Below are 14,233 nucleotides of genomic sequence, written 5' to 3'. Positions count from 1 at the left end.
GGACCACTCAATTCTTGATGGTTTCTCCATAGTTCAGATTGTTTCCACTCGTCATGCCAGGCAATGACCGCCTTCACCGCACTTTCCTCTGACAAAACGCCTCTCCCTCACGCCATTCCGCCCTCACACTCCTTTTCACCAATACCCATTCTCACACTCCGCTGCGAGGCACGAATGTGAAGACATTTTTCTGCGACTTTGCTATCAGGAATGCATATCCCTCCGGTATTTTCATCGTGGCGCCCGACGGGCGATACGTAACGTTTTGATATCCTTTTCTGACGACAGGGAAAAAAAGCAAAACCCAAACCATAGGAGAGAACGATGAGCGAAGGCAAATGTCCCGTGACGGGCAGGACCAATCCGGCAGCGTCCGGCAGCGGTCGGACGAACCGCGACTGGTGGCCGAACCAGCTGAACCTGCAGATCCTGCACCAGCATTCGTCCAAGTCCAACCCCATGGGCGAGGGGTTCAACTATGCCGAGGAGTTCAAGAAGCTCGACCTCGCGGCCGTGAAGAAGGACCTCATCGCCCTGATGACCGACTCGCAGGACTGGTGGCCGGCCGATTGGGGTCACTACGGTCCGCTTTTCATCCGCATGGCCTGGCACAGCGCAGGCACCTACCGCACCGGTGATGGCCGCGGCGGGGCAGGTTCGGCCTCCCAGCGTCTGGCGCCCCTGAATAGCTGGCCGGACAACGTCAATCTCGACAAGGCCCGGCGCCTCCTGTGGCCCATCAAGCAGAAATACGGGCGCAGGATCTCCTGGGCCGACCTCATGGTCCTGGCCGGCAACTGCGCCATCGAGTCCATGGGCCTCAAGCCCTTCGGCTTCGGCGGCGGCCGCGAGGACGTCTGGGAGCCCGAGCAGGACATCTACTGGGGTTCCGAGAGCGAATGGCTGGGCGACAAGCGCTATTCCGGCGAACGCGACCTGGAGAACCCCCTGGCCGCCGTGCAGATGGGACTCATCTACGTCAACCCCGAAGGCCCGAACGGCAACCCCGACCCCGTGGCCTCAGGCCGCGACGTCCGCGAGACCTTCGCGCGTATGGCCATGAACGACGAGGAGACCGTGGCCCTCGTGGCCGGCGGGCACACCTTCGGCAAATGCCACGGCGCCGGCCCGGCCACGCACGTCGGTCCCGAGCCCGAGGCCGCGCCCATCGAGGAGCAGGGCCTGGGCTGGAAGAGCTCCTTCCGGAGCGGCAAGGGCGGCGACACCATTGGCAGCGGCATCGAGGGGGCCTGGAAGCCCAACCCGACCACGTGGGACATGGGCTACCTCAAGGTCCTGTTCAAGTACGAGTGGGAACTGGTCAAGAGCCCGGCAGGTGCGCACCAGTGGCTGGCCAAGGACGTGGCGCCCGAGGACATGGTCGCCGACGCCCACGACCCCGCCAAGAAGGTCCGGCCCATGATGACCACGGCCGACCTGTCCCTGCGCTTCGACCCCATCTACGAACCCATTTCCAGACGCTACCTCGAAAATCCCGCCGAATTCGCCGACGCCTTCGCGCGGGCCTGGTTCAAGCTGACGCACAGGGACATGGGGCCGCGCTCGCGCTACCTCGGTCTGGACGTTCCGGCCGAAGAGCTGATCTGGCAGGACCCGGTGCCCGCCGTGGACCACAAGCTCGTCGACGCTGAGGATGTCGCCGATCTCAAGGCCAGAATCCTGGCTGCGGGGCTGACGGTCCAGCAGCTGGTCCTTACGGCCTGGGCCTCGGCCTCCACCTTCCGCGGCTCCGACAAGCGCGGCGGCGCCAACGGGGCGCGCGTCCGCCTGGCGCCCCAGAAGGATTGGGATGTCAACCAGCCGGCGGAGCTTAAGGCCGTGCTGCAGTCCCTCGAAAAGATTCAGCAGGAGTTCAACGCCACCCGAACCGATGGCAAGAAGGTCTCCCTGGCCGACCTCATTGTCCTGGGCGGGTGCACGGGCATCGAGCAGGCCGCCAGGAACGCCGGGCACGATGTGAGTGTCCCCTTCGCGCCCGGCCGGACCGACGCCTCCCAGGAGCAGACCGACGTGGAATCCTTTGCCGTTCTCGAGCCTGTGGCCGACGGCTTCCGCAACTACCTCAAGGGCCGGTATACGATTTCGGCCGAGGAACTGCTGGTCGACCGGGCGCAGCAGCTGAGACTGACAGCGCCCGAGATGACGGTGCTCGTCGGCGGCATGCGCGCCCTGAGCGCCAACTTCGGGCAGTCCGCGCACGGCGTCTTCACCGGCCGTCCCGGAACGTTGACCAACGACTTCTTCGTGAACCTGCTGGACATGGGTGTTGCATGGATGCCCGCACAGGGGGCCGAAGGCGTGTACGAAGGCCGCGACCGCGCCACGGGCGAGCTGAAGTGGACCGGCACCCGCGTCGATCTGGTTTTCGGCTCCAACTCGCAGCTGCGGGCCATCGCCGAAGTCTATGCCTGCCGGGACGCGCAGGAAAAGTTCGTAGTGGACTTCGTGGCGGCCTGGACCAAGGTCATGGACCTCGACCGCTTCGACCTCGTCTGATCCCCGCACATGAAACGGCCCGGCCCAAGGCGGAGTGCCTTGGGCCGGGCCGTTTTTGTCACCCGCTTCCTTGCCGGACACGCTCCGACACGGCGCCGTCAGGGACGCGCGCCGACCCCCGCCAGATCGATCCGCTGCCCGGCGACGACGCCGTGCCGCGCGAACCATCCCTGGTTCATCTCCAGCACGTACGCGGCCGGCCCCGGCGAGCAGTGGCTCTGCGTGGTCAGCGGCTCCATGTCCGCAAACCCCAGGATGCGCCCGTCCTCGTCGAGAAAAGCCGCCGTCAGGGGGATGAGGGTGTTCTGCATCCACATGCAGCGCACCCGCAGGGCGTCGTGGACGAAGAGCATGCCCTCGTCCGCGGGCAGGCTCGCGCGGAACATGAGGCCCGTCTGGCGGGCCTCGGGCGTCGCGGCCACCTGGACGTCCACGGACCGGCCGCCGATGACGAGGACCGCCCGTGGGAGATCCGTCAGCGGTATGCCTTCGGCGGCCTGCCCCCAGGCCTCGGCATGCGTGCAGAGCAGCGCAAGGGCGATGAGCGGGAATACCGCGCACAGCCTGCCGCCGACCGTCGCCAAATTCCAAATGATGTCGAAAAGTCTCATGCGATGCCTGAGGTTTTTGTGCATGGAAAGCGCTCCTGGAATGCCGGGGAAGTCTAGGGGGCCATTAGCGGTTTTCGGCAAGCGGCACAACGGCCGGGGAGCGCAAAGGAAAAGGGTGGTCGCAGCCTGCAGGCCGGGATCACCCTCTGAAATTCGTCGGAGGCGCCATCGTCGCGCCGTGCTTACCAGGTACGGATGGGACCCGTGTCGACGTGGACGAAGCCGTCGTGGGGGTAGTAGCCCACGCCGCCCTTGCGCAGGTCCTTGGCCGCGTCGCGCAAGTCGGCCAGGGACACCCCCGGAATGTTCAGGTCGATGGCCTTGCCTTCCATGTGCAGGCTCTTTCTGGCGACCCCGCCCTGTCCCTTGCGGCGCAGTTCCTGGTTCGTGGCAGCGGTGCGGTAGGCCGAGATGACCTCGATGGGCTGCCTGCTGCCCAGGGTCTGCCTGAGGCGGTAGAGCAGGTCGAAAAGTCTGGGGTCCATGCGGCCGATGCGGCCGGAGTAGTGGTCGCGGAGAAAGGCGTTCAGCTTGGTCAGGGATTCGGGCACGTAGCGGTCGCCTACGGCGTAGACGATGTCCAGGCTCTTGCCCGTGTGGGTGTGCTCGAAGCAGAGGCGGCGCGACTTCGGCTGGACGGCCATGGCGGCCGCGGCCAGCGCGGAGGGCGACAATGTGACGGCGGCGCCGGCCACCGCCAGCCTGGCGAGGCTGCCCAGGAAATCACGGCGGGAATGCGTCATGTGTTTCACGGAAGCCCTTGTGACCCAAAAAAACGCCGAGGTCAAATCCCCCGGTTCGCCGTGTCCTTGACCCCGCGCAAGGCCCGGTCCAGCAGCCTGTCCTGGCCATAGACGTCGGCGAAGAAGAGGATCTGCCCGTCGTCCCGGATCTTGACCGTCTTGTAGGCGATGACGACCCTGACCGGTTCGCGCAGGGACAGCGTGTAGGCCTCGCCGGAATCCATGGCCGCCATGATGCGCGCCTCATCCCATTCAGGATGGTTGCTGAGCACGAATTTCGCAAGCTCCACCGGCTGCTCGACGCGCACGCACCCGTGGCTCAGGTCCCGGCGATAGCGCTCGAAGAGGCGGGGCGAGGCCGTGTAGTGGAGATAAATGCTGTCCTTGTTGGGCATGACGAACTTGATGGGGCCCATGGCGTTCTTGGGGCCCGACCGCTGGCGGATACGCATTTCCCCGCGCATGACCGCATCAAGGGATGCGTAGGAGAACTGGCTGATGACGCCGTTGCCGGACACGAATTCAAACCCCTGCCGGTCGAACCGGTTCGGGTAGGCGCGCAGCTCAGGGACCAGCTCCTTGCTGGCGATGGAGTAGGGGACGTTCCAGTACGGGCTGAACTCGATGGCCGTCATCTCCAGATCGAAGATGGGCGTGCGGTTGTCCGGGGCGGTGCCGGTGATGACGCGCATTCGCGTCTTCAGTTCGATCTCGTCGCCCTTGACCTCGTAGGCTTCCAGATAGTTCTCGGGCACGTTGACGACGATGACCCGCGGCGCTTTCAGCAGCGGGGTCCAGCGCAGCCTCTCCATGGTCAGCTCTATCTGCCGCACGCGGGCCGCCGGTGAGACGTCCAGGGCGGCCAGGGTTTGGCGGCCGATGACGCCGTCGGGCTCCAGCCCGTGCCGCTCCTGGAAGGCCATGACGCCTTTGGCCACGTCGCCGGAGTACTGCGTGGAGATGAACGAATCTCGCGGCAGGTCGCCCAGGGCTTCGAGGCGCTGGATGAGCATGGGCAAGCCTTCGTACATCTGGCCGAGTTCGAGCTTCTTGTCGGGTAGCGGGGGCAGTTTGGTTTTCCAGAGCGGGGTCTGGGCCGTGTCCGTCGCGAGCCTGCGGTACTGGGCCAGGGCCTGCCGGAGCTCGGCGTAGAACGGAAAGGGCGGCGTTGCCTTGGCCACGGCCTCGATCAGCCTCTTCCCGCGGACGGCGTCCTCGAGAACCTTGGCTGCGTCGAAGGTTTTGGCGGTGGGGGAATAGTTCTCGCTTATCAGGCGCGGGTCCACCTGGCCGAAATGCAGGTCCGAAAGGTAGCGGCGCATGGCCGCTGCAAGGTCCTTGTCCAGCCGGCTTCGCGCCTCGTCCGTCCAACCCGGGTCCCTGTCGGCGGCGGCCACGTCCCTTCCGAGTCTCCCGGCATCGTAATTCGCCGGGTCGAGCCCATCGTCCGCGGCATGGGCCAGAATGCCCACGGCCTGCCGGGCCTGCTCCGTTGGCCGCCCCTGGTCGAACCAGAGCCGCCCGTCGGCCGCGAAAACCGTCGCGCATAAGGCGAGTGTCAACAGCAAAGAGCAGGGCAGCAGGAAACACGGGGGGACGCATGAGAGACGAAATGCAGCTTTCAAACTGGCGGCTCCAAACCGGGCTTCGCGAAACGCGTCGTCATCCGGGGATTGGGTGGTAACGTTTCTTGATATGTAGGTATTTTTTTAAGGAAGGGCAACGGGGATACGGGGCGCTACCGGCGGTTGCTGTTCCGGGCTTGTTGCCGCGTGTCACACTGTGACCAAGTCCGCTGTTTCTTCCTGAGTACGCTAAAATTGGACAGCGCATGCCTCACACGTACTTCAAAGTCCGCTCACGCACCTATGATGCGCAATGTATTTTCATATCATGCGGCATATGCAATTTCACGCAACGATAAGAAGAACGCTTACCATCATCATTCTTGTTGCGAACTTGTATTATAAATTCAAATGCATGTTTCTCGTTCATATTTCGAATCCATATTGGACGCGTCGCTCTGGTGAAGGCTAGTCGAAACATCGGATATTTCGATATCGGACCGTCATTCACAAAGTTTTTTACAGCGTCATCGACGCCCAAGGCCACATGACCATGAATACACCAGAATTAACGCCCCAGGGGCTGCAGTTTTTCGAAAAATTCAGCGAGCATGCTCTGGCGGCGCTGGAAACGGCCCGTGAAGCCGGAATGCCCGTGGCCGGCGTCTATTGCATCTATGCCCCGCTGGAGGTCATCCGCGCCGCCGGGGCCGTCCCCATCGGGTTGTGCGGCAAGCGTCAGACGCCCATCCAGGCTGCCGAGGAAGTCCTCCCGGCCAGCCTCTGCCCGCTGATCAAGTCCAGCTTCGGCTACGCTAAGACCGACACCTGTCCTTTCTTCTCGGCCTCGGATTTCGTCGTCGCCGAAACCACCTGCGACGGAAAGAAGAAGATGTACGAGTTTCTCGGGCGGATCAAACCCCTCCACCTGATGCATCTGCCTTACGATCCGTCCCTGCCGGGCGCGCTGCAGTTCTGGCTGGACGAGGTCGGGCGACTTTGCCGTTTCCTGGCTTCGCAAGGCGGCAACGAACTCACCGAAACGAGGCTGCTGGAGGAAATCACCGTCCAGAACGCCATCCGCGACCTGCTGTGGGACATCGTGCGGGTCAACGCCGACGGCGCGCCAATCCTGACGGGCATGCAGCTTCTGCCGGTTCTGGAGAGCAAGAGCTTCATGGTCGAGGCCGAACCCTACCTGGACGCCCTTCAGGGCCTGCGCGACGAACTCGTGGACAGGCGTGCACGCGGCAAGACCGGAGTCCCGGCGCACCGCCCCAGAATCCTGCTGACCGGCACGCCCGTGGGCAAGGGGTCCCACAAGGTCCTGCAGCTCATCGAAGAAAGCGGGGGCGTGGTGGTCTGCATGGACAACTGCAGCGGGATCAAGGGGTTGGACAAGCCCGTCGAGACCGGCGGGGACCTTTTGGTGAACGCGGCCCGCCGGTATCTGGACATCCCCTGCGCCTGCATGAGCCCCAACCCGGGACGAGTGGCGACCATCGAGGCCCTCTGCCTGGATTTCCGCATCCAGGGCATCGTCGACCTGACCTGGCAGGGTTGCCACGGATTCAACGTCGAATCCCGCATCGTGCGGGAGGCTGCCGAACGGCTGAGCACGCCCTTCCTGCAGGTCGAAACCGGGTACTCGGAATCCGACACCGAACAGATCCGGACGCGCGTCGAAGCGTTTCTGGAAGCGATATCCTAACCTCATCCATTGAAGGAGACCTGCATGTTTTTTCGGGCAACACGACTCATCGGTTTCATCGGCCTGTTCATGACCGCGGCTGTTTTCCTGGCCGCGACGCAGTCCCCGGCGGGGGACAAACTCCCGGAACTCAACGTGGGCTACATCTACACCACCCATCATTCGCCCTTCATCGTGGCCATGGCCAAGGGTGAGGAGTTCCGCGATTTCGGGGTGTACCTGCGCCCCGTCGTGGACAAGATGAAGTACGAGCTCATGGACGGCGACACGCCCCTGGCCCTGCTCAACATCATCGTCAACAAGAGCGGCGCCGAGACCACGACCATGTTCGCCCAAGGCAACATGGACATGGCCCTGGCCTCGGGCCCGGCCATCATGGCCGGCATCGACCAGGGCACGAAGATGAAGATCCTGTGCCCCACCCACGTCGACGGCATGAGCCTCGTCTTCCCGCCCCAGAGCACCCTGAGCGGCTGGGACCAGGTGGCCGCGCACATCAAGGCCGCCACGCAGCCCGTCAAGATCGGCTACCATTCCCCGACCAGCGCCCCGCGCATCGTCATCGAGGGAGCCCTGAAGCAGGCCGGCTTCACGGTCACCCAGGACGCCAACCAGCAGGACGCCGACGTGCTGCTCGTGGACCTGAAGGACACCGCCAACTTCATCCCGGCCCTGACCAGCGGGCAGGTGGACGCCTGGGTCGGGCCCGCGCCGCATCCCGAGGTCTCCGAGATGAAGAAGGTCGGGCACATCGCCCTGGACCTGCGCGACCTGCCGCCCGCCGGCGCCTGGCACAACTTCCCCTGCTGCGTGCTGGCCGCCCGGGACGAGGTCATCGCCGCCAACCCGGCCGCGGTCGGCAAGACCGTAGAACTGCTGGGCAAGAGCGCCGAGTGGTGCAACGGACACAAGGCCGAAGAGGGCAAGGCCATGGCGGCCTGGACCGGATCGCCGGCCGAAGCCGTCGAAAAGTCCAACATCGTCTTCACCACGGCGGCCACGGAAAACTGGATGAAGGGGCAGGGCACGTACCTGGACATGCTCAACTCCATGGGCAAGTTCCGGGGACAGCTCAAGGGCAAGACCCTGCATGAAGCCCAGGACGTCCTCTTCGACCTCAGCTACACGACCTCGAAATAACCACGACCGCCGGCTCCCCGCGCGGGGGCCGGCGGATACCCGGTATCCGCAGATGCACACATTCTCCCACCGCGTTCTGGCCCTGACCACCCTGGCCGCCTTTCTGGCCATCTGGGCCTGGGCCGCCTCCGTCATCGGCAACAGCGTCATCCTGCCCACAGTCGGACAAGTCGCCGAACTGCTGGCCAGCCCCGGCCAGGACCTGCTCAGCATGGGCTCGCTGCTGACCAACATCGGGGTCAGTCTGCTCCGGGTTCTGCTGGGCTACGGCGTGGCCGTGGCTGTCGGCATCCCCCTGGGGATCGGCATGGGCTACTACAGCGTGATACACACCATGCTCGGCGACTTCTTGAATCTTTTCCGCCCCATTCCGCCCCTGGCCTGGGTACCCCTGGTCATGGCCTGGTTCGGCATCGCCAGCCTGGCCGACCTGTTCGGCGTCGACCGCGGCCAATGGTTCGTCTATCTGAGCAATTTCAAGTACTCGATGATCTTCATCATCTTCATCGGCGCCTTCTACCCGGTGCTGACCAGCAGCATCCACGGCGTACGCAACGCCAACCGCGTCTTCATCGACACCGCCAGGGTCCTCGGCGCAAGCCAGTTCGACATTTTCCGCAAGATCCTCCTGCCGGCCGCCATGCCGTCCATGGTCAACGGCATGCGCATCGGCCTGGGCGTGGCCTGGATGTGCCTGGTCTCGGCCGAGATGCTGCCGGGCAGCATCTCGGGAGTGGGCTACCTCATCACCCACGCCTACACCATGGCCTCGACGGACATCGTCGTGGCCGGCATGGTCGGCATCGGCCTGACCGGGGCCCTCATGGACTGGCTCTTCCGCCGCGTGGAGCGCCGCTGCTTCTCGTGGCAGCGTCTGGCGAGGTGACAAGATGGATCACATCGTACGCATAAGCGAAGTCAGCAAATCCTTCATCACAGAGAGGGGACTGGCCGTCGAAGCCGTGGACAAGACGAGCCTCGACATCGGGAGGGGGGAATTCGTCTGCATCGTCGGACCGTCGGGGTGCGGCAAATCGACCCTGCTGCGCATCATCGCCGGGCTGGAGCGGGCCGATGGCGGGCACGCCGCCTACAACGGCCGGCCCTTGACCGGTCCGCACCGGGACGTGGGCATGGTCTTTCAGGAGTATTCGGTCCTGCCGTGGCGGACGGTGCTCGACAACGTTTGTCTGGGATTGGAATTTCTCGGGGAAAGGAAGGCTGCCAGGATCGAAACGGCCATGCATTACCTGGGGCTGGTGGGCATGGCCCGCTTCGCCGAAGCCTTCCCCTACGAATTGTCGGGCGGCATGCGGCAGCGCGTGGCCATCGCCCGCGCCCTGGCCACGAACCCGCAGGTGCTGCTCATGGACGAGCCCTTCGGCGCCCTCGACGCCCACACGCGCATCCTCATGCAGAAGGAACTGCTGCGCATCTGGCGCGAAACGGGGAAGACGGTGGTGCTGGTCACCCACAGCGTGGACGAGGCCCTGTACCTGGCGGGGCGCATCGTGGTCATGACGGCAAGGCCCGGCAAGGTGCGGGAGATCATCGACGTCCCGCTGGAGCACCCCCGCGACCGCAGCAATCCGCTCTACGCCCGCATGACGGCGCGGATGCTCGACATCCTGGAGGAGGAGGTCGTCACGGCCGGGGAATTCTAGCGGCGGCAAGAAAAATGGCGGACATGGCTCAACGACCATATCCGCCATTTCACTGGAACGATGCCGGAATCAGCTTCGGGCCAACGTCTCCCCCCACAGGGCCGCACCTAGAGCGCCCGTCATGTCCGGCTCTGCCGGGACGAGCAATGTTTCGCCTTCGACGGTGCCGGTCTGCTCGGCCAGCAGCCTGCGCATGCAGGGGTTGTGCGCCACGCCGCCGACGAAGATGAGCGGGAAGGCCAGCCCGACGCGCTGCAGCATGTTCGCCGTGCGCCGGGCGATGGACAGGTGCAGGCCAAGGGCGATGTTCTCGGGGCGCACCCCCTGGGCCATGAGGGACGTGGCCTCGGTCTCGGCGAAGACCGTGCACATGGAGTTGATGATGGGCGGCGCGTCCCCGCCGAGGGCGTAGAGGCCGAATTCCTGCACGGGGATCTGGAAGATCTGGGCCGTGTACTCCAGGAACTTGCCCGTTCCGGCGGCACAGCGGTCGTTCATCTCGAACTTGCCGACCCGGCCGCCGGGAAGCAGGGCGATGGCCTTGGTGTCCTGGCCGCCGATGTCGAGAACCGTGCGCCCCTCGGGGAAATGATGCGCCGCTCCCAGGCCGTGGGCCTTGATCTCGGTGATGGTTTCCACCGGAAAACCCAGGTCCAGGTCCTGGACCAGCTTGCGGCCGTAGCCCGTGGCCACGGCCCGGCGGGCCGAAAGGCCGTCCAGAAGCGCGCGCACCTGGGCCACGGGGTTGAAGGTGGTGGGGGCGCGGCGTTTTTCCACCACCTCGCCCCCGGCCATGCCGACCACCTCGATGGAACGTGAGCCGATGTCGATGCCCAGGATCATCTCACTGTTTCCAGGAAGGCCTCGACGCGGGTCTTGAGCTGCTCCACGTCCTCCATGGAATAGTCCGTCTCCAGGGACATGCTCGGGATGCCGCCGGCCGTGAGGCGCCTTTCGACCTTGATGCCCTCGTGGGCGTAGGGCTGACAGAACATGAGCGCGTACTGGATCACGCCGTCGACCTTCAGGTCGCGGGCCATGGACTCGACGTTGTCCAGGCGCTCGGCGTTGGGCGTGAAGCAGGCGCAGTCGATCTTCATGTAACGGTCGCACAGGGCGTCGATCATCTGCTCCAGGGTCAGGCCGGACTCGTCCGTCAGATCACGGGTGTTGCGCGTGCCGATGCACGACTCCTCGCCGACGATGACCGCGCCGGAGCTCTCGATGACGTAGGGCAGCTTCCAGTTGGGCACGGCCATGGGGCAGCCCGAGAGCATGACGCGCGGGGCGTCCGCCGGGGCCACGCCATCGCCGGCCTTGATGCGCTCTTCGAGCTGGTCGCACAGGGTGTTGATGGAGGCTGTGAAGCGGACCGGGTCGTCGTAGAAGCTGACCTGGTTGATGAGCAGCACGTCGCGTCCCGAGATGGGCGCGGGCACGGCTGCGCGCAGGGCGTTCAGACGCTGCAGGGCGCGGCGGCGTGCGTTGACGGTCTTGATGGCCGCTGCGAGGTTCTCGGCCGTGACCTTTTTCCCGGTCAGCTCTTCAAGCTTCTCCATGTAGCGCAGCACCTCGGCCTTCCACAGGGCGCGGGCCGCTTCGGTCTTGGTCTGGGGAACTTCCATGATATGCATGGGCGCGTGCTCGGCGAAGGCCTCGTAGGCCTTCTTCTTGCCGTCGCAGGTGGTCTCGCCGACGATGAGGTCGCAGGATTCGGTGTACGGGCAAAGCCGCGCCAGCTTGAAGCCGATGAAGGACTTGATCAGCGCGCAGGTATTGCGCGGCACCAGCGTCTCGGCCGCCTCGCGGCCCGCGTCGGCCCCGGCGCACAGGCCGACCTGCACGGCGTCCACGGCCAGGGCCAGCTCCTCGGGCACGAAGACGCAGAAGGTGCCGACGATCTTGCGCCCCTGGGCCTTGGCGTCCTGCAATTCCTTGATGCGCAGGCCGTGCACCTCGGACAGGACGAAATCGAGGTACTCCATTCCCTTGAGGCGGCCCTGCTGGCTCATGTAGATGTCGCCGTAGAACTTGCCCAGCACGGACAGAAGCCCGTCATGGGCGGCCAGATCCAGATTCAGGTTCTCCCACATTTCCCGGTACGCTTCGCTCATCACAGCTTCCTCCATGTCAAATTTTTCATTCTTTGCTGGAAAGCGGAACGGGAGGCAAATCACGATATTCAATGCGTCCATCGTGCCGGAATCGGCAATGCCGATAGCGTGTGCGCCTCTGCCCGGACCCGCGTCGTTCAATCCGACGCATACCGGAGCCTCAGTGGAGGATTCGGCAGACAGGACGCCGAAATTCAGCTTTACTCGACAATACGTTCGGAATACCTTTCACGGCGGGGATGGAGTCCCCCTTGAACCGCGATGGCCGCTGATGACTCCTACTTTTGCAGCAGCGATGGTAGGAATTTTGCGGTCCGACGATACCACGCTCAGTCGTGGTTTTTTTTGGCCGGTCCTGCCTTGACCGTAATTCAAGGAGAACGGCATGAGCCTCATACACAATACATTCAGTGCGCGCACGGCCCTGCCCGAGGAGGTCAAGCGCCTCGGCTGGGTCAGTTTCTTCATGGATGTCGCCTCGGAAATGGTCTACCCCGTGGTTCCGCTCTTCCTGACCGCAGTGCTCGGGGCGCCCGTGGCCGTGCTGGGTGCCATCGAAGGCATCGCCGAGGTCATCGTCAGCATCATGAAGGGCGTCTCCGGCTGGCACTGCGACAAGCTGGGCAGGCGCGTGCCGTACATCCGCTGGGGCTACGGGCTGGGGGCGATATCCAAACCGTTCATGGCCATGGCCTTTTCCTGGCCCATGATCCTGCTGGCCAGGGCCGTGGACCGCACCGGCAAGGGGCTGCGCACCACGGCCAGGGACGCCCTGATTGCCGACGCCGTGGACGCGTCCCGAGGTGGCCAGGCCTTCGGCTTCCACCGCATGATGGACACGGCCGGGGCCATGATCGGCGTGCTGCTGGCCACCATGCTCCTTTTCCTGCTCCCCGGCCACTACCGGACCATCTTCCTCATCGCCACAGTGCCGGGCCTTGCCGCCGTATGGCTGACCTTCCGCCTGCGCGAGGCGGCCAAGACCCCGACGGGCGCGCCTTCCCCGTCCCGAGTGCCGCTGGGCGGCAAGCCGTGGTCCGGGTTGCCGCAGGCCTTCTGGCTGACCCTGGCCCCGCTTCTGGTCTTCGCCTTTGCCAATTCCTCGGACACCTTCCTCATTCTGCGCGCCAAGGATCTGGGCCTCACCGACACGCAGTCCATCATGGCCTACCTGCTCTTCAATCTCGTCTACGCGCTCAGCGCCTACCCGCTCGGAATATTGAGCGATCGCATGGGACGCTGGAAGATGGTCCTGACTGGCTGGACGCTGTACGGCTTCGTCTATCTCGGCGTGGCCAATGCGGGCATGGGGGACGTGTGGTGGCTTTTCGCCCTGTACGGGCTGTTCATGGGGTTGACCGAAGGCGTGGGCCGCGCGCTCATCCGCGACCGCATACCGGAAGACCGCAAGGGCACGGCCATGGGCATCTTCCACATGGGCGTAGGGCTCATGATGCTGGCCGGCAGCGTCACGGCCGGACTGTGCTGGGACTTGATCGGGTCGCGCGCGCCGTTCGTGCTCGGCGGCTCGGCGGCCTTTCTGGCCGTCATCGTCGCCCTGGCGGTTCGTCCGAAAATCAGGGCCGCGGTCTAGCAGGGGAGGGGAGGACACGCCATGAGCGTCAATGAGTTGCGGGAAATTACGGTCGAACTGCATTTTTCCGTCAGCCGCAGACGGGACGAGGGCGCCCACATGCTCGGTATGGCCGCCCTGGAAACACGTCCTCAGTTGCCGACAGCGGCGTGGCGAATTGAGGAGAGTGACACTATGCTTTCAACGAGGAATCCATGATGAAAATCCTTCTGATCGCCCTGGCCGGGGCCTGCGGCACCTTGAGCCGCTACTGGCTGTCCGGCCTGGCCTACGACATCCTGGGGCGCGACTTCCCCTGGGGCACTTGGGCCGTGAACATCCTGGGCTGCTTTCTGTTCGGCCTGGTCGCGGTCCTGGCCGAGGAACGCGGCTTCCTGTCGGCGCAGGCGCGCATCCTGATCCTGACGGGCTTCATGGGCGCGTTCACGACGTTTTCGACCTTCATCTTCGAAAGCGGCGGCATCCTGAACGAAGGCCAGTGGCTCAAGCTCGCCCTCAATGTCGGCGGGCAGAACATCGTCGGGTTCGCGGCCCTCTATCTGGGCTCGGGTCTGGGCAGAATCATTTAATGGAG

The 14,233-nt window shown here is 64.6% G+C and carries 13 protein-coding genes and 1 riboswitch; of the genes, 8 read left to right on the top strand and 5 right to left on the bottom strand.

The features are described 5' to 3' along the window. Window positions 1–324 precede the first annotated feature (324 nt). Window positions 325–2,517, top strand: coding sequence for a catalase/peroxidase HPI (katG, locus tag G394_RS0111485; RefSeq protein WP_028577780.1), 2,193 nt, complete (start codon window positions 325–327; stop codon window positions 2,515–2,517). A gap of 98 nt (window positions 2,518–2,615) precedes the next feature. On the opposite strand, the gene G394_RS0111480 is transcribed toward katG, so the two are convergent. From G394_RS0111480 to G394_RS0111470, 3 genes are all read right to left on the bottom strand, one after another. Next, window positions 2,616–3,152 carry a DUF192 domain-containing protein gene (locus tag G394_RS0111480; RefSeq protein ID WP_211226264.1) on the bottom strand — a complete coding sequence of 179 codons (537 nt, stop codon included), beginning with the start codon at window positions 3,150–3,152 and terminating at the stop codon, window positions 2,616–2,618. Between the two features lie 158 nt (window positions 3,153–3,310). After that, window positions 3,311–3,871, bottom strand: a complete 561-nt coding sequence (gene mepK, locus G394_RS0111475; protein ID WP_028577778.1) for a peptidoglycan L,D-endopeptidase MepK — start codon at window positions 3,869–3,871, stop codon at window positions 3,311–3,313. 41 nt (window positions 3,872–3,912) lie between these two features. After that, window positions 3,913–5,433 carry a L,D-transpeptidase family protein gene (locus G394_RS0111470; RefSeq protein ID WP_211226262.1) on the bottom strand — a complete coding sequence of 507 codons (1,521 nt, stop codon included), beginning with the start codon at window positions 5,431–5,433 and terminating at the stop codon, window positions 3,913–3,915. A 556-nt stretch (window positions 5,434–5,989) separates the two neighbouring features. Between G394_RS0111470 and G394_RS0111465 the strand changes: the two genes are divergently transcribed. From G394_RS0111465 to G394_RS0111450, 4 genes are read left to right on the top strand one after another with little or no spacing between them, the layout of a single operon-like run. Then, on the top strand, window positions 5,990–7,147 hold the full coding sequence (locus G394_RS0111465; RefSeq protein ID WP_043775669.1) for a double-cubane-cluster-containing anaerobic reductase: 1,158 nt from the start codon (window positions 5,990–5,992) through the stop codon (window positions 7,145–7,147). Window positions 7,148–7,171: 24 nt separating this feature from the next. Further along, window positions 7,172–8,287 carry an ABC transporter substrate-binding protein gene (locus G394_RS0111460; RefSeq protein WP_028577775.1) on the top strand — a complete coding sequence of 372 codons (1,116 nt, stop codon included), beginning with the start codon at window positions 7,172–7,174 and terminating at the stop codon, window positions 8,285–8,287. Window positions 8,288–8,339: 52 nt separating this feature from the next. Next, complete coding sequence (locus tag G394_RS0111455; protein WP_028577774.1) at window positions 8,340–9,173, top strand: ABC transporter permease; 834 nt, start codon at window positions 8,340–8,342, stop codon at window positions 9,171–9,173. Between the two features lie 4 nt (window positions 9,174–9,177). Next, on the top strand, window positions 9,178–9,951 hold the full coding sequence (locus G394_RS0111450) for an ABC transporter ATP-binding protein (RefSeq protein WP_028577773.1): 774 nt from the start codon (window positions 9,178–9,180) through the stop codon (window positions 9,949–9,951). Between the two features lie 69 nt (window positions 9,952–10,020). Here the strand turns inward: G394_RS0111450 and G394_RS0111445 are convergent, their stop codons facing one another. Together G394_RS0111445 and G394_RS0111440 are read right to left on the bottom strand one after the other, a co-directional pair. Beyond that, complete coding sequence (locus G394_RS0111445; RefSeq protein ID WP_028577772.1) at window positions 10,021–10,794, bottom strand: acyl-CoA dehydratase activase; 774 nt, start codon at window positions 10,792–10,794, stop codon at window positions 10,021–10,023. Continuing rightward, window positions 10,791–12,065, bottom strand: a complete 1,275-nt coding sequence (locus G394_RS0111440; protein WP_028577771.1) for a double-cubane-cluster-containing anaerobic reductase — start codon at window positions 12,063–12,065, stop codon at window positions 10,791–10,793. The genes G394_RS0111445 and G394_RS0111440 overlap by 4 nt, the downstream gene beginning before the upstream one ends. A gap of 226 nt (window positions 12,066–12,291) precedes the next feature. Continuing rightward, a riboswitch (Fluoride riboswitch) is annotated at window positions 12,292–12,353 on the top strand. 97 nt (window positions 12,354–12,450) lie between these two features. Between G394_RS0111440 and G394_RS0111435 the strand changes: the two genes are divergently transcribed. The 3 genes from G394_RS0111435 to crcB are packed head-to-tail and all read left to right on the top strand — an operon-like array spanning window position 12,451 to window position 14,228. Continuing rightward, window positions 12,451–13,659 carry an MFS transporter gene (locus G394_RS0111435; protein ID WP_051307134.1) on the top strand — a complete coding sequence of 403 codons (1,209 nt, stop codon included), beginning with the start codon at window positions 12,451–12,453 and terminating at the stop codon, window positions 13,657–13,659. 21 nt (window positions 13,660–13,680) lie between these two features. After that, entirely contained in the window at window positions 13,681–13,857 is a 177-nt protein-coding gene (locus tag G394_RS21220) for a hypothetical protein (RefSeq protein WP_156902589.1), read from the top strand. After that, a complete protein-coding gene (crcB, locus tag G394_RS0111425) occupies window positions 13,854–14,228 on the top strand; it encodes a fluoride efflux transporter CrcB (RefSeq protein ID WP_028577769.1) in 375 nt (124 codons plus the stop codon). Before G394_RS21220 ends, crcB begins: the two co-directional genes overlap by 4 nt. The last annotated feature ends 5 nt before the right edge of the window (window positions 14,229–14,233 follow it).

The sequence above is a fragment of the Desulfomicrobium escambiense DSM 10707 genome (assembly GCF_000428825.1).
GTDB classification, from domain to species: domain Bacteria; phylum Desulfobacterota; class Desulfovibrionia; order Desulfovibrionales; family Desulfomicrobiaceae; genus Desulfomicrobium; species Desulfomicrobium escambiense.
This window is presented reverse-complemented; position numbering and strand designations above follow the sequence as displayed.